General features: G+C 39.7%; 12 protein-coding genes. 6 read left to right on the plus strand and 6 right to left on the minus strand.

The annotated features are described in order from the left end of the window. Window positions 1-373: 373 nt before the first annotated feature. Window positions 374-1,819, minus strand: a complete 1,446-nt coding sequence (gene ffh, locus WN50_RS28505) for a signal recognition particle protein (RefSeq protein ID WP_046281830.1) — start codon at window positions 1,817-1,819, stop codon at window positions 374-376. 351 nt (window positions 1,820-2,170) lie between these two features. On the opposite strand from ffh, the gene WN50_RS28510 reads away from it, so the two are divergent. Beyond that, window positions 2,171-3,775, plus strand: coding sequence for a hypothetical protein (locus WN50_RS28510; RefSeq protein ID WP_046281829.1), 1,605 nt, complete (start codon window positions 2,171-2,173; stop codon window positions 3,773-3,775). 162 nt (window positions 3,776-3,937) lie between these two features. Here WN50_RS28510 and WN50_RS28515 read toward each other — a convergent pair whose 3' ends face one another. Continuing rightward, a complete protein-coding gene (locus WN50_RS28515; protein ID WP_046281831.1) occupies window positions 3,938-4,138 on the minus strand; it encodes a hypothetical protein in 201 nt (66 codons plus the stop codon). 194 nt (window positions 4,139-4,332) lie between these two features. Further along, the gene (locus tag WN50_RS28520) at window positions 4,333-5,535 is read right to left on the minus strand and encodes a hypothetical protein (protein WP_049561512.1); all 1,203 of its coding nucleotides are present in this window, start codon (window positions 5,533-5,535) and stop codon (window positions 4,333-4,335) included. Between the two features lie 225 nt (window positions 5,536-5,760). Here WN50_RS28520 and WN50_RS28525 point away from each other — a divergent pair, with 225 nt between their 5' ends. Together WN50_RS28525 and WN50_RS28530 are read left to right on the plus strand one after the other, a co-directional pair. Further along, entirely contained in the window at window positions 5,761-6,327 is a 567-nt protein-coding gene (locus tag WN50_RS28525) for a Uma2 family endonuclease (RefSeq protein WP_046280240.1), read from the plus strand. A gap of 47 nt (window positions 6,328-6,374) precedes the next feature. Next, the gene (locus tag WN50_RS28530; protein WP_046280241.1) at window positions 6,375-6,941 is read left to right on the plus strand and encodes a Uma2 family endonuclease; all 567 of its coding nucleotides are present in this window, start codon (window positions 6,375-6,377) and stop codon (window positions 6,939-6,941) included. Between the two features lie 21 nt (window positions 6,942-6,962). On the opposite strand, the gene WN50_RS28535 is transcribed toward WN50_RS28530, so the two are convergent. From WN50_RS28535 to gatB, 3 genes are all read right to left on the minus strand, one after another. After that, window positions 6,963-7,718 carry a pentapeptide repeat-containing protein gene (locus tag WN50_RS28535; protein WP_046280242.1) on the minus strand — a complete coding sequence of 252 codons (756 nt, stop codon included), beginning with the start codon at window positions 7,716-7,718 and terminating at the stop codon, window positions 6,963-6,965. A gap of 75 nt (window positions 7,719-7,793) precedes the next feature. After that, on the minus strand, window positions 7,794-8,969 hold the full coding sequence (locus WN50_RS28540) for a pentapeptide repeat-containing protein (protein ID WP_046280243.1): 1,176 nt from the start codon (window positions 8,967-8,969) through the stop codon (window positions 7,794-7,796). Window positions 8,970-10,815: 1,846 nt separating this feature from the next. Further along, entirely contained in the window at window positions 10,816-12,303 is a 1,488-nt protein-coding gene (gene gatB, locus WN50_RS28545) for an Asp-tRNA(Asn)/Glu-tRNA(Gln) amidotransferase subunit GatB (RefSeq protein WP_046278082.1), read from the minus strand. Window positions 12,304-12,540: 237 nt separating this feature from the next. On the opposite strand from gatB, the gene WN50_RS28550 reads away from it, so the two are divergent. From WN50_RS28550 to WN50_RS28560, 3 genes are read left to right on the plus strand one after another with little or no spacing between them, the layout of a single operon-like run. Then, entirely contained in the window at window positions 12,541-13,137 is a 597-nt protein-coding gene (locus WN50_RS28550) for a hypothetical protein (protein WP_046278083.1), read from the plus strand. A 22-nt stretch (window positions 13,138-13,159) separates the two neighbouring features. Continuing rightward, the gene (locus WN50_RS28555) at window positions 13,160-15,793 is read left to right on the plus strand and encodes a BON domain-containing protein (RefSeq protein ID WP_049561321.1); all 2,634 of its coding nucleotides are present in this window, start codon (window positions 13,160-13,162) and stop codon (window positions 15,791-15,793) included. Window positions 15,794-15,795: 2 nt separating this feature from the next. Beyond that, the gene (locus WN50_RS28560; RefSeq protein ID WP_046278084.1) at window positions 15,796-16,338 is read left to right on the plus strand and encodes a Rab family GTPase; all 543 of its coding nucleotides are present in this window, start codon (window positions 15,796-15,798) and stop codon (window positions 16,336-16,338) included. Window positions 16,339-16,487 lie beyond the last annotated feature (149 nt).

Raw genomic sequence — 16,487 nt, forward strand, 5'->3', positions numbered from 1 at the left:
CCCCTACCTTCAGGTATGGGGATATAAGGCTCTTTCTAATGCTATAATAACTCTACTGGCAGGGTATTCAACCAGTTGAAAAACCCAGCATCTAATCGATGCAATGAACCTTGAAAACTTAAGGTACGGGGTTCTTGCTCTGAATGCTTTGGCCATATAAAACCTTAAAGCACCAAGTACAGAGAATCAAGCATTTTTTTCTCAAGTACGGTAGGGCATACCGAAACTATCTCTGAAATGAGATGAACGACTGGGGAGACTCACCCCTCTGGAGTTGATTGGGAAACCAGTATGCTGTAAGGGTTGTCAATGAATCAGTAATCCAAAGCCGTGAGGCTTGGAGAATCCCCTTTCTTTAGAAATGGGGAGTATGTCAAAGTTGCCCAAACCCTTTTTTCTTCTTGTTGGTTTTCTTCTTCTTTTTACCCCCTGCCCCTTGTTGACCTCGCCAACCTGCGGGGGGCATTCCTCCCATTCCGGGCATTCCTCCCATCCCTGGCATTCCTCCCATTCCTGGAAAGGCGCCTTGACTCATTTGCTTCATCATGCCCCGCATTTTCTGGAAATCACCCACCAGTCGCATGACATCTTGTTCATTATGACCGGACCCTTTGGCAATGCGCCGACGTCGGGAGGGAGAACTCGCTAATACATCGGGATTTTTGCGTTCTTCAGTTGTCATGGAATTGATCATGGCTTCTGAACGCTTTAATTGCAATTCTCCCTGTTCGAGTTGTTCTTTGGAGATTTTATTCATCCCCGGAATCAACTTAGCTAAACCCCCGAGTGAACCCATGTTTTTCATTAACCGAGTTTGCTTCAAGAAGTCTGTGAAGTCAAATTTGGCTTCCATGATCTTCTGCTGCATTTTCTCGGCATCTGCCAAGTCAAATTCTTCCTGGGCCTTCTCAACGAGGGTCAGGACGTCACCCATTCCTAAAATGCGAGAGGCCATCCGTTCGGGGTAAAACGGTTGCAGGGCTTCGACTTTCTCACCCACCCCCACAAATTTAATCGGCGCACCGGAAATTCGCCGAATCGATAGGGCAGCACCCCCTCGGCTGTCTCCATCCATTTTAGTGAGGATCGCGCCACTAATGCCAATCTGTTCGTTAAACGTCTGGGTCAAGGTGGCGGCTTCTTGGCCCGTCATGGCATCAACAACCAAGAGGGTGTCATGGGGTTTCACCACCTGTTTGATCCGGGCTAACTCCGCCATCATGTCTTGGTCTATTTGCAGACGGCCTGCCGTGTCAATGATCACGGTGTCGATCCCTTCTGCTTTCGCTCGTTCTACGCCTTGACGGGCAATTTCAACCGGATCGGCATCACTCCCCAACTCAAAGACAGGGACTCCGATCTGTTGACCGAGGGTTTTCAACTGATCGATCGCCGCAGGTCGATAGACGTCTGTCGCCACCATCATGGCACTGCGGTTTTCCTTGCGAAGATGCAGGGCTAATTTAGCAGTGGCGGTGGTTTTACCTGTTCCTTGTAAACCCGCCATTAAAACAATCGTTGGCGGGGTGTCGGCTTGTGCCAGGGGAACGTTACTTTCTCCCATGACATTCACCAGTTCATCATGCACGATTTTGACGAACTGTTCTCCGGGTCGCACGCCTGACAACACCTGCGCCCCTTGCGCTTTCTCTCCAACTTCGGCGACGAACTCTTTGACAACTTGCAGGTTGACGTCGGCTTCGAGTAAGGCTCGACGAACTTCTTTCAAGGCGTCTTGAATGTTGGACTCGGAGATTTTGTCTTGACCCCGGAGTTTTTTCCAAGCGGAGTCTAAGCGTTCAGCAAGGGCGTCGAACATAGTTTGTGATTGTTTCGTGCAGCAGATTGAAAATGGGTCACAGGGGGATGCCGTTGGGAACGGAGTCTTCTGTGACTCGACTTCTACTATGATAATCCCTAATTTGATTTGGTTGATCCCCAAGTCTTTCTATTTTAGCAGTAGGGGCGGGTTCAACCAACACCGATCTTTTCTCACTGCTTGCAGGTCAACCCGTCCCTCATCGTCAACTTTCATAATTAGAAGCGGGTCTATTAAGGTGGTTTGTTAAAGATTTACACTAATGCCAAACTCGCCCCTACAGTTTGCCCATTTAACTTGTCAATTGTGTTTTAATATTATTATAGAATCTTCAGTTACCAACTAGAAATTATGGCTCGATCAGAAAAGCAGTTCATTTCAAGAATATGTTATGCTCTTCCGTCTTTTGCCGTCAACGAAGAAGCTTATGATCCTATGTATGACGCGGCTTTACTCAGAACAGGAGAAGACGAAAAACTACATTATTTTAGAATAGATGAGGAGAGTTCAGAAGAATACGAAATCGATGCGGATGAAGTCTGGGCAGATGTGTCAAATAACTTTGCCGCAGGTACACTCAGTCACGATCTTATCCCTGTTTGCCAGAGAATTCTAGAAGAAGATGGATGGAAAAAGGAAGATTTTGACAGTCTCTACTGGTTTGGTTTAGATAAATTAGTCGATTATCAAGAGGACTTTGAATTCTGTGAGACTCCATCAGAAGCTCTCGAATTATTGCCAGAAACTCACGATGATTGGTTAGCAGTAATACTAGATAAATGGGAGGATCAACAACCTTTCGTTAGCTATGGTTTATCCAAGTGTGTGTCTGTTCCTGGTAGTTTTTATCCTAATCTCTATAAGGAATCTGATCCAAGGCGATTTATTTGTCAGTACGATCCCAAAAAGTTACCACTGTCTATTGAGTATAAATTAACTCGTGTTAAAAAAACGAAAAGAGGTATTTATAATAAAACAAAAGCATATCTCGACCTGCAAAATGCAATTCACGATCTGATAGCCATTGCTCCTGCTAGAAGGAATAATGAAAAAGAGATTAAAACTCTCGCAAAATGGAAGCGTCTTTATCCAAAGTTTATGTCTACAATTCTCCGAGAAGTTCTTGAAATTTTGCAAACTAGACCGGGTGTAAAAGAAGAAAGGTATCTGGCTGAAATTTCAGAATTTATGAATAAAATTGATCAAGCTGAGGAGAGTTCAGAAGAATACGAAATCGATGCGGATGAAGTCTGGGCAGATGTGTCAAATAACTTTGCCGCAGGTACACTCAGTCACGATCTTATCGCTGCTTGCCAGAGAATTCTAGAAGAAGATGGATGGAAAGAGGGATCTTTTGACAGTCTCTACTGGTCTGCTTTATTTATATTAGGCGACGACTGTCAAGCGAACGTTGAAGGAAGTCTCACTCCATCAGAAGCTCTCGAATTATTGCCAGAAACTCACGATGATTGGTTAGCAGAAATACTAAAGGAATGGGAGCTTGAACAACCTTTCGTTAACTATGGTTTATCCAAGTGTGTGTCTGTTCCTGGTAGTTTTTATCCTTATCTCTGGGAGATATCTAATCCAAACCGATTTATTTGTCAGTACGATCCCAAAAAGTTACGACAGTCTATTAAGTATAAATTAACTCAGGTTAAAAAAACGAAAAGAGGTATTTATAATAAAACAAAAGCATATCTCGACCTGCAAAATGCAATTCACGATCTGATAGCCATTGCTCCTGCTAGAAAGAACAATGAAAAAGAGATTAAAACTCTCGCAAAATGTAAGCGTCTTTATCCAAAGTTGATGTCTAAAATTCTCCGAGAAGTTCTTGAAATTTTGCAAAATACACCGGGTTTAGATGAAGAAGAAAGCTATCTGGCTGAAATTTCAGAATTTATGAATAAAATTGATCAAGCTATGGATGAAATTGTTGAATCTTCAGATTAAACTCCAAATTAATCCTTGAGGTTCGGCGGGTTTATTACAGTTTACAGTTTACAGTTATCAGTGACCAGTTTTTACAGTTTACAGTTATCAGTTTTTACAGTTATCACTGCTTACTGGTTACTGTTCACTGGTCACTGGTCACTGTTTAAACCCGCCTATTACCTACTCAAGATCTTGAATCAGTTTAATATTATTTCTCAACCATTCATTAACCAAAACTTGAATGTCAATCTTTTTCTGTTCAGCCATTTTTATCAAAAATTCTTCTACGTCTGGTTCGAGATAAATCGGATAATGAAACTTAGCATCAGAATTGTAGAATTTCCCTTTTTCTGCTTTAGAAAAATCATACTCAGATTTCATGGTTTTCTCTCCAGATAACATTGTATTTCCGCAGAAGATGATATTATATTACATGGTGTGGAGTGAGTGTTTGCTAAAATAATATCATACAAAATTATAGGTGAGTAACTAGGCTGATCCCCCAGTCGATTTATTTTAGCAGTTGGGGCAGGTTTCACCAACACTGACATCTTTTCTGCTGCCCTTTCTCTTGTTTAAAGACCTAACTCTGTTTGCAAGAATTCCACTTCTTGTTTTAAGCCGGGGACATGAATTAACCCCACATATCCAGCAAAAAAAGCCATATCTTGATGATCGAAAATATAAACATTGTGAATTCCTAAGAAATTTTTCGTGAATACAAGAGATCCACTTTTATCTTTAAAAGAAATTGTAGTAATATTTTTATCGATGCTTAATGTCTCACTCAGTTTAAGTTTATCTTCTGTAAAACCCGGAACTTGTTTTAATCGTTGAATGGCTTGTTCTATGCAAGGCGTTTGATTCAAAAGTTGATTATTGTGTTGATCTAAAATATGGTTGACAATTAAATAAGCAACTTGATCATTTTTCCAGTAGTATGTATGAGCATTCAATGAACCTGCGGCGACTTGTGCATAACTGATAATATTTGTAATCTCTTCACGATAAGCAGATTTACGGTTGATCAATTCAGACAACTGTTCTAGGGTTGCTTCCAAGGGGTTCACATTTTCTTGTAGATATTCTTCTGTTAGAAAGAGACTGGATAAATCCTGACTATCTAATACCGGATGTATGGGATAAGCAATAATATCAGACACATGAATAAGATTGAGCCAGTTTAGTTTTTGACTGGAATATTGCTGCGCTAACAAGTTAACCTGCTGCGGTTGAACTTCTAACATAATATTAAATAGAGAAATGGGAGATCCCATTGTTGTAATACTTTTGAGATTAATTTTTCGATTCGTTAGCAGGGGTGAAGTTTGATTCAATATTTCTCGAATTTTAAAAGCTGGATCATTGGCTTGAAACTTGTCTGAAAATAAGATATCCCATAAAATCACAGTTCCTAAAGAGTGAGTAATAATGTGTAACTCTGTTTCTAAAGGATTTTTCTGAATAAAATCAATTAATTGATTAGCGAGAGTCTCTCTAATTTTAGCCCCTCGTTCTGAACCTAAATAGGTAAAAGCATCACCTACAAATTGAGAAAAATATCCTTTTCTAAACTCTTGATGTTTGAGGGGATCTTGTGCGTTATCAATTCGATTCCAGATAATTTCTAGTTCTCGATAAACATTTCCCCAAAAACCAGAGTAAAATAGAGGAATTTTTTCTTGACGTTGACGGAATTCTTTTTCTAGTAAAGATTGTAAGGAATTAGCATATTGAGATGTTCGTGCAGCAACACCATGAATAAAAAAGATCAGCATAAACTTGTAAAGATTAAGAATGCTTTTGTTTAATATTCAGATTATACTCTATATTTTCAGGGAGATGGGCGGGTTTATTGAAAGGATCTATGAGATGCAAAGGTTTTTGCAGAACCCGCCCCTACAGGTTTTAATCATTTTATTGATAACCCAGATGCAATGAGATTGAATTGGGTTAGTTTTTGCTAAAATAATATCATACAAAATTACAAATGAGCAACTCCGATGTTAGAAACTGCAACCAAAAACTATAGCTTTAAAGATTATCTTGACTTGAAATATCCTAGCGATTTAAAATATGAACTATTCAACGGAGAATTAATTCCAATGCCGCCTGCTAGTGGATTACACGCTGAAATTTTATGTTTAATCTATGATATCTTAAAAGCCGAAATTCAACGATTACAATTAGATTGGGTTGTACGCCCTGGCAATGTAGGCGTGAGAACCGGAGTCACAAAATCTCGTATTCCTGATTTAATTGTAATCACTGAAACTCAGCGTCAATTTCTCAAAACATTATCATCGGCAATTCTTGAAGAACCGCCTGTATTAGCGGTTGAAATAGTTAGCCCTAATAACCCCGATGATGACTATCGTTACAAACGTTCTGAATATGCAGCTTTAGAAATTCCTGAATATTGGATTATTGATCCTCAAGAACAAAAAGTCTCGGTTTTAACGTTAGTTTATGGATTTTATGATATGATAGAATTGAAAGGAGAAAATCGGATTAATTCACCGAGTTTTCCTGACTTAACGTTAACCGTTGAACAAGTTTTAAACCCTTAAGAGTTTGCTAAAATAAAATCATACAAAATTATAGGTGAGTAACACCGATGTTAGAAACTGCAACAAAAACCTATAGCTTTAAAGATTATCTTGACTTGAAAGATAATAGCGATTTAAAATATGAACTATTCAACGGAGAATTAATTCCGATGCCGCCTGCTAGTGGATTACACGCTCTGATTCTTCTTTTTTTATTTAAAGCTTTATCGGCAGAAATTCAACGACTACAATTAGATTGGGTTGTTTTACCTGGAAATGTAGGTGTGAGAACCGGAATTACAAAATCTCGCATTCCTGATTTAATGGTTATTACTGAAACTCAGCGTCAATTTCTGAGAACATTATCATCGGCAATTCTTGAAGAACCGCCTGTATTAGCGGTTGAAATAGTTAGCCCTAATAACCCGGATGATGACTATCGTTACAAACGTTCTGAATATGCGGCTTTAGAAATTCCTGAATATTGGATTATTGATCCGCAAGAACAAAAAGTCTCGGTTTTAACGTTAGTTTCTGGGTTTTATGATATGATCGAGTTGAAAGGAGAAAATAGGATTGATTCGCCGAGTTTTCCAGAACTCACGTTAACGGTTGAACAAATTTTAAACCCTTAATCCTCAGAAAAATCGGGAAAATTAAACGGATTCTTGCTCCTCAAAAATAGCTCCTCGTTTGATTAAATCCTGCTTGACTTGTTCCGATAAACCTGCATCATGCCACATTCTCGCTTGTTTAACGTTGGCTCCGGTAAAATCTGCATTTGTGAGATTAGTTAACGCTAAACCTGCTTGAGTTAAATTAGCATCTTTGAGAATTGCATCGCTTAAATTTGCATCACTCAAATTACAATTACTTAAATTCGCTTCTGTTAAATTAGCCTTTGTTAAATTGGCTCCACTTAAATTCGCTAACGCTAAACTCGCCCGATGTAAATCAGCTTGAGTTAAATTCGCATCACTTAATAATGCTCCACTCAAGTCAGCCCCACTCAAATTAACGCCTTGCAAATTCGCATTACTTAAATCAGCATCACTTAAATCTGATCCTCTCAAATAGGCTCCTCTAAACTCAACTCCACTTAAATCTAAACCGGTTAAATTGGCTCCCAGGAGTCTCGAACCGGCAAAATCTTCTAAGGGGTTTAAACCTGCAAGATTTGCCAATTCTAAAAAGTTGTCCGTTTTCGCTTCAACAATGGTATGAATATTGTTTTGCATTTGAGAAAAATCACATCCAGCGGCTGCGGCTTGTTGGGTGAGGACTTGTAGATTATCAACTTTAATTTCTGATTTCAAGCCCTGCGATCGCAACCATAGAGCTAACTTACACTCTAACACCGCTAGTCGATTTGGACTAATATTTTGCGGCCATAATCCTTCTACACGAGTCATTGCAATTATCAACTATCTGTTACTAATCTGAGGTTAAAGTTAAATTTTCAGCATTCAAGTGATCAGCCAAGACAATTATTCATTGTCTTCAAAAATAGCTCCCCGTTCGACTAACTCAGCTTGAACCCGTCGAGAAATTCCGATCGCCTTTGTAAAGCAAACTTGATCGACAATGGCATCTTTCAACTCAGCCCGACTGAAGTCTGCATCCTGCAAGTTGGCATTAGTGAAATTCACCCCACTCAAGTCAGCATATTTCAGGTTGGCTGAGTGCAAGTTAGCATAACTCAAGTTGGCTTGGGGTAAATAAGCACTACTGAGATTAGCTTGACTAAGATTGGCATAGCTTAGGTTAGCACGAGGGAGTTTCGTTCGTAAATCGGCTTGATAAAGATTAGCATGGCTGAGATCAGCATCTCGCAGGTTGGCGTTACTCAGGATGGCTTGGGTGAGGTTTACCCCGGTGAGTTGGGCCATACTCAAGTCAGCTAGGCTTAAGTTAACTTGGGAGAGATTAGCATTTTTCAGGTTAACGCCTTTGAGGTCTGCATAGTACAGGTCAAAACCGCTCATATCTGCCCCTGCGAGGTCTTCTAACAGGTCTAAACCAACGGTTTGAACGATTCGCACAAATTCATCGCTCTTTTCGTATAGGAACCAATGACGCAGGATTTCCCATTGCTGTAGATAGCAGGTTTGGGCGGCAGTGTCTTCTCCGAGGGTTTGATAGGCGAGTCTTAAATTTTTCAGGGCGTTTCCTTGACTGGGGCGGTTGTCGGTTTGTTGGGCGATCGCCAACTGTTGCTGATAGTATTCAATCGCCTGGGAAATGTCACCTAAGCCGTGATAGGCTATGGCTAAACTGGAGAGGGTTTGCACTTCGGCTTGGAGATCTTGGAGTTGACGGGCGATCGCTAACCGTTGCTGCTGATAGTTGATCGCTTGGGCATAGTTTCCTTGCGTCGAGTCAGCATTCCCCAAGTTCCCCAGGGCGTTGACTTCTCCTTTGAGATCTTGTATTTCTTTCGCGATCGCCAAATGTTGCTGATAACAGTCTATTGCTTGAGTCAGATCTCCCAAGGCTTCGTAGGCTACACCCAGATTTCCCCATGTAGCGCCCTCTCGTTTGCGATCGCTGAGATCTTGATACAGGATCAGGGCTTCTTTCCAAGTTTGCAGGGCTGCTTCATATTGGTGGCTTTGGTATTGTAGAATGCCTTGTTTGAATAACTGATCGGCTTGTTCTTTCATCTGGAGTTGGTTTGAGCAGTGTTTTTACTGCTTCTGTTATACCGAAACTTCTCGCGCTAAGAGAACTGTTTGTGTGGAGTTGGTGATTTTTTTGGCGTAGGAGCGAATGTAGTGCCGATTAATTCCTAAAATTTCCGAGCTATTTTCATCTCGAATCTCGGTTTGATGATTGATATTCCTTTAAAAAATAAAGAGAGAGAGCCGCTTGAGCAACTCCCCCTACCATCTGGGTGCATCTGTTATTATCATGTCTCAATCTCCCTTATAAAGTCAAGCTTTTAGTTTAAAGATTCTGTAAAAAATACTCGGTTTTTATCAAGCTTTTGTGTTGAATTTTTGTTGATATTATTGATATTTTCTCTAAAAATAAAGAGAGAGAGCCGCTTGAGCAACTCCCCCTACCATCTGGGTGCATCTGTTATTATCATCTCTCAATCTCCCTTATAAAGTCAAGCTTTTAGTTTAAAGATTCTGTAAAAAACACCGGGTTTCTTGTAAAGCTTTTGTGTTGAATTTTTCTTGAGCTTATTGATATCTTCTCTAAAAAATAAAGAGAGAGAGCCGCTTGAGCAACTCCCCCTACCATCTGGGTGCATCTGTTATTATCATGTCTCAATCTCCCTTATAAAGTCAAGCTTTTACTTTAAAGATTCTGTAAAAAATACTCGGTTTTTATCAAGCTTTTGTGTTGAATTTTTCTTGAGCTTATTGATATCTTCTCTAAAAAATAAAGAGAGAGAGCCGCTTGAGCAACTCCCCCTACCATCTGGGTGCATCTGTTATTATCATGTCTCAATCTCCCTTATAAAGTCAAGCTTTTACTTTAAAGATTCTGTAAAAAATACTCGGTTTTTATCAAGCTTTTGTGTTGAATTTTTCTTGAGCTTATTGATATCTTCTCTAAAAAATAAAGAGAGAGAGCCGCTTGAGCAACTCCCCCTACCATCTGGGTGCATCTGTTATTATCATGTCTCAATCTCCCTTATAAAGTCAAGCTTTTACTTTAAAGATTCTGTAAAAAACACCGGGTTTCTTGTAAAGCTTTTGTGTTGAATTTTTGTTGATATTATTGATATTTTCTCTAAATAAGAAAGAGAGAGAGTCGCTTGAGCAACTCCCCCTACCATCTGGGTGCATCTTTTATTATCATGTCTCAATATCCCTTCTAGAGTCAAGCTTTGACTTTAAAGATTGTGTAAAAAAATACCCGGTTTCTTGTAAAGCTTTTGTAAAGTCTGATCATAAAAATTCAAAAATTACTAATGACTACCTGCCCCTCAGACTGACTAGCTGATCACGTTTTTAGGGGGGTTAAAAAACATTACAAAAGAAAAGAGAGAGTCGCTTTGGCAACTCTCCCTACCATCAGGGTGCATCTACTATCACAATATAACCATTAAAGGGTGTGGGGTCAAGCCCCTCATTTAAAGTTTCGGTAAAGAGTTATCGGTTGTTTATAAAGATTGAGTAAAGCTAGAGGAAATATCCATCAAATGAAATAACCTACGCTCGGCTGAAACACGCGAGTAGAAAGAAGTCAGAGGTGTTCTTCTCGGGGTAGAATATCGGGTGTCTGTCGAAAAAAGCTGACGTTTGCGTTAGGTAATTTTTCCTCTGCATCGGGGTTGAGGGTTAATTCCTGTTCTCGGGGTTGTCGTTTGATGTTTTCAAAAGCGAGAACATCTCAGCAAGAGCTAAGTTGATAATGATTAATAATCATCACCTATAATCATTATAAATGATCATATACAGTTTGTCTATATATCTATTTTCCAAACACCTCAAAAAAATAGCCCTCCTGATGTTTAGAAGGGGCTACAAAGGGAAATAAAGAGGTGATAAATGCTTAGGAACTCAACTTTTTAGCTAACAACTGATTGGTTAACTTCGGATCAGCTCGTCCTTGGGTTTTCTTCATAATTTGCCCAACAAAAAAGCCTTGTAGTTTCGTTTTTCCATTTTTGAAGAGTTCAACTTCACTGGGATGAGCGGCTAACACTTCATCAATAATATTTTCCAACTCACCCGTATCGGAAATTTGAACTAAGCCTTTTTTCTCGACTAACGTTTTCGGTGAACCGCCTTTTGATAACAACTCTGGGAGAAGATCTTTAGCGATTTTACCGCTAATAGTTCCGGCTTCAATTAAACCAATTAACTCCGCCAAACCCTCTGGTTTAAGGGGAATTTCGCCAATGGTGAGTTTTTCATTTTTGAGATAAGCAGTAATATCTCCCATCACCCAGTTAACGGCTTGTTTGGTATCGGCTCCGGCTTGAATGGTGCTTTCAAAATATTCAGAAACAGAGCGATCATCGGTTAAAACACGAGTATCATAGGCGGATAATCCCAGTTCGGTTTCATAGCGATGACGTTTTTGGGCGGGAAGTTCAGGAAGTTCTACTTTCCAGGCTTCTAATTGTTCGGGTGAAACTTCAATCGGAGGCAGATCGGGTTCAGGAAAATAACGATAATCACTTGAACCTTCTTTGCTCCGCATACTAATCGTGCGTTGCGATCCTTCTTCCCATAAACGGGTTTCTTGACGGATTTTTTCTCCTGTTTCGAGGGCGGTAATTTGCCGTTGAATTTCGTAATCGATGGCGCGTTGAATGGCACTAAAGGAGTTCATATTTTTGATTTCTACTTTGGTGCCAAATTCTTTTTGTCCAACGGGACGCACAGAAATATTAACATCACACCGCAAGGAACCTTCTTGCATATTGCCATCGCTGACGCCCAGATAACGCATAATTCGCCGCAATTCTTGAGCATATTCAGCCGCTTCTACCCCGGAACGAATATCCGGTTCTGAGACAATTTCAACGAGGGGAATTCCGGCGCGATTATAATCTACCATCGAGTGAGTCGAACCGGAAAGGCGATCGCTAGTTCCAGCGTGAACCAGTTTTCCGGCGTCTTCTTCCATGTGTAGGCGAGTGATGCCGATTTTTTTGCGGGTGACGTTTCCTTGTTCATCGACGATCTCAATTTCTAACCAACCGTTTTCAGCGATGGGGAGATCGTATTGAGAAATCTGATAATTTTTAGGCAGATCGGGATAGAAATATTGCTTACGATCAAATTTACTATAGGAGGCAATTTCGCAGTTCAGGGCTAACCCGGCTTTAACCGCGTACTCTAACACTTTTTCGTTGAGGACAGGGAGAACTCCGGGGAGTCCCATGCAAATGGGATCAATATTGGTGTTGGGATCGGCACCAAAGGCAGTGGAAGAACTTGAGAAGATTTTGGTTTCTGTACTCAGTTGACAATGGGTTTCTAGTCCAATAATCACTTCGTATTCGGTTTTTACCGATGTAGCACTGGTCATAGATGGCATGAGGTTGAGAGAGGACTGGTTTTATTGTACCGCTCTACTGACTGTGGGTGTTGAGGGAAACCGATGTTGAGGTTGAGGAAATTCCGATTCTGAAACGGTTTAGACTGATAAAATTTGATTAGAGTCTGACTGACTGTGCAAGTTAAACTAAGATTAAACAGGTGAGTGTGCTAATTTGGATAGCAACTCAATTTAAACCCTTTGTCAAATTACAGGGACAAAAAACTCATGGCTGAAATATCTAAAGAAGAAATGCGGGAACGCCTGGGAAATATCGATCAAATTCGTGATATTTTGTTCGGAGGGCAAGCCCGAGAATACAATAATCGTTTTGAGCAATTGGAGTCAAATCTGTCTTTGATTCAACAAAATCTTCAGGATCGGATTGAACAAATGCGGATGGCGTTGTTGAGTGAACTTCAGATATCGGTAGATGTAGTTGAGAAAAAAATTAAAACTTTAACTCTCAGCACTCAGGAAGAAACGGCTGATATTCGCCATCAACTGGAGGGAACAAATCGCAAGTTTTCTCATAGTATTGATGCGATTCGAGACAATGTAGAAAATCAAACGAAGGCGATGAAGTCAGAAATCTCTCAATCTAGAGATAAGCTGCATGAGGAAATTCAAACGCTGAGAACTCAAGTTTTTGAGGAGTTAGAACGTCGTTTTGCTCATTTAAGTGAAGCAAAAGTCGCTCGGGGTGAAATGGCTGAAATTTTGTTTGAAGTGGGAATGAGACTGAAAAAAACGGAGTTTGTCCCGGCTTTGAAGGGAGCGACTGAAAAAGAAGTGAATGAGGATTATTTACTTCCTGAAGGATAACATCAATCGTTAGGATATCGTGATGGCAGTCTCAAGAAAAAAACCTAATTCTTCTTCGTTTGATTCCAGTGCATCTCCGGTTGATCAATCAAAGGCTTCAGAGGTAAAAGCGTTAGAGCCTTTACTGGAACTGTTGCTTGATTTACAAAGATCTCAGGGTCAAGTTTCAACATCTCCAGAATCGGATATTTTACCTCACTCGAATGAGTCTGAACAACCGAAAGAAAACCTCTCGTCAGATCAACCGTTAGGCTCCTCAAAACCAGATAAATCTGTTGAATCAAAAGGCTTTGAAGTTTTATTTGAGGCTGTTAATCCCTCTCCGACTAAACCTGCGGAAAAAACCGTAGAAAAGTCGGAGATTAATCAAAAATCAGAACCTTTATCTACTTCTGATCAAGTTAACTTTACTCAAGCCAATTCTCAAACGTTTAGAGAAACAGATCAGCCTAAATCAAAGCCATCAGAGAAGGAGATTGATCTAATTTCTCTGCAAACTTTGTTAGAAGTTCCCTCTGATGCGGTTGATGTCAGTTATTCGGTTGCTCCAATTGAAGCGGAAAAAACAGAGGAGAAGATCACCTCAACGGGTGAATCTAAGAGCGAATCTATTTCTGATGAAACATTCGATTTTTTAGAACAGTTACAGGGTTTAAGTGTTGAGTCTAGGGGGTCTGCTTCTGATGACTCATTGGAACAACTGCAAGATTTAATTTTTGGCTCGACACGCTCCGATTTTGAACAATTAAAACAGCAACTTTTTGAGTCTGATTTACCGGAAGTTCGTCAGTTACTTGAAAAAATTTCTACTCAGTTACAGTCTTTAGAGTATCAGATTTATGAACCGGAACAACTGATGCAGTTAATTCGTCCCTGGATTGCGGATATTTTGAGTCATAAAATTAATCATTCTAAAGAAGATGTGATTCAGGCTTTGAAGCCAATTATTGATGAGATTATTATCGCTAAATCTAGGGATAATAGAGAAAAAATGAGTGCAGCAATTGCCGATTTGATTCCCGAAGCGATTAAACATCAAATTCGCAATTCTCCCCAAGAAATTGCCCTAGCAATTGGGCCAGAAATTGGGGCGGCGATTCGAGAACAAATTCGGATAGATCGAGATGAAATTGTGGATGCTTTGGCGCCAACAATGGGTAAAGTGATTAAAGAACAGGTGAGTTTAGAGCGAGATTCGATGGTTGATGCGCTTTATCCTGTGATTGGAAGTACGATTACTCGCTATTTGGGTGAAGCGATTCGAGAAATTAATGATAAGGTTTCAAATGCTTTAAGTGTAGAGGGGATTAACCGCAAAATTCGAGCGAGAGTCCAGGGGGTTTCTGAGGCTGAATTGATTTTACAGGAAGTCATAAAATGTACAGTTCTAGCAGTATTTTTGATTCATAAAGGTTCAGGTTTGATTATTTCAGAGGTTCAGCAGTCTAATGAGGCTCAACTCGAATCGGAAATGTTGGCCGGAATGCTGACAGCGATTCGGAGTTTTGTCAATGATTGTATTGTACAAGCGGATGAAATTCAAGAACTTAATGAGATAGAATATGGGGATTCTAGAATTGTGATTGAAGTAGCTGGATATTGTTATCTAGCGGTGATTCTTAAAGGAGAAATTCGCAAGCATTTTCTCCAAAAAATTAGAAAAACGCTGATTAAAATCACTCAAAACTATGGAACTGTTATTGAGACGTTTGATGGCGATCCAGAAACCATTCCCCCTGAGATTAAAGCGGAGTTAGAAAAGCTGATGGAAGTGGGATCAAAGCAACAGCAAGGTAAATCTCCAAAAACTTTATTAGTTCTCAGTTGTGTGATTTTGGGTTCAGTTTTGATTCCTTTAGCCATTGTTCAATATCGCAATCATGTGATTCATCGCCTGGAAACTCAAGTGACTCAAGCTCTAGATTCTGAACCTGAATTAGCAATTTATCGTTTAGCGGTAGATGCTCAGGGTAATACCGTGATTTTGAATGGAAAACTACCGAATCAGCGATTACGAGAGAAAGCAGCAGCTATTGTGCAGCAAATTGTACCGAATTTTACGGTTGAGAATGATATTATAGCTGTTGAGGTTCCGGCTGATCCAGTGTTAGTTGAAGCTGAAGTTCAACGGATGACGGAGACTTTGAATCAAATGAATGGGATCTCGATTTCAACTCAGTATGAACCCGATCAAGTTAAAATTGCAGGAACCGTACTTCAGCAAATTGATCTGGAAAAAGTGACTCAAGCTTTCGAGAAAATTAAGGGGGTTAAGTCAGTTTTGACAACGGTACAAGTTGAACCTTTACCGATTGCAACCCGAATTTATTTTAATCTGAATTCTCCCAAATTTCACTCGGAAGATATGATTATTAAAATTTATCCGATCTCTCAATATTTGAAGCAATATCCAAATTTGGATGTTAAGATTGTGGGGTATACTCATTCAGCAGAAAAGTTGAAAAGAAATCCTAAGTTGGCGCTGAAGCGATCGCAAGCAGTACAAACGGCTTTAGAAAGTTATGGAATTGATCGCAGACGGATGACAGCAATCGGAAAAAATGAACCTCCACCTGGAGTTGAGGAAAATCACCCAGAATGGTTGAGTCGAGCTGTCATTTTTGAGATAATACCACGAGAAGATCTGGGTAAGTAGTCATGTCTGTAATTTCTAAAAAAATTTGTTTAGTAGGTGACTTTGGAGTGGGAAAAACAAGTTTAATTCGTCGGTTTGTAGATCGTCAGTTTAGTGATCAGTATCTCTCGACAGTCGGGGTAAAAATTTCTCGAAAACAAGTGGATTTAATGGCAACTGATACTCAATCTGAGCATTCAATTCAACTGTTAATTTGGGATTTAGAAGGTCATACAAAGTTTAAAGGAATTACGCCGAGTTATTTACAAGGGGCGAGTGGTGTGGTCGTAGTGGGGGATGTGACTCGTTCAGATACTTTGGATCATATTCCTGAACATATTGATTTATTTTTATCTGTTAATCCAAAAGGGTGGATTGTGATTGCGTTAAATAAAGTTGATTTGCTTGCTCCTGAAAGCCTGGAGGGATTAGTTCAGAGATCATTTGATTCAAAAAAAAATGAAAAAAATCGAATCTTATCAACTTATCAAACCTCGGCAAAAACAGGAGCCTATGTAGATGAAATCTTTCAGGTGTTATCTCATCAGTTTATTTCTAAGTTTTGATTCTAAAAAGAAAATGTATGAATTTATTTTTTTTAAGTTTTTAGTGAAAAGAGTTTGATAAATGAACCCATGAATGAGTTACTCAAAAATTTTTTCGCTCCACGTCAGATAGAATATGAATATATTGCTATAAATAATGACAGTATTAT

It is taken from the genome of Limnoraphis robusta CS-951 (genome assembly GCF_000972705.2).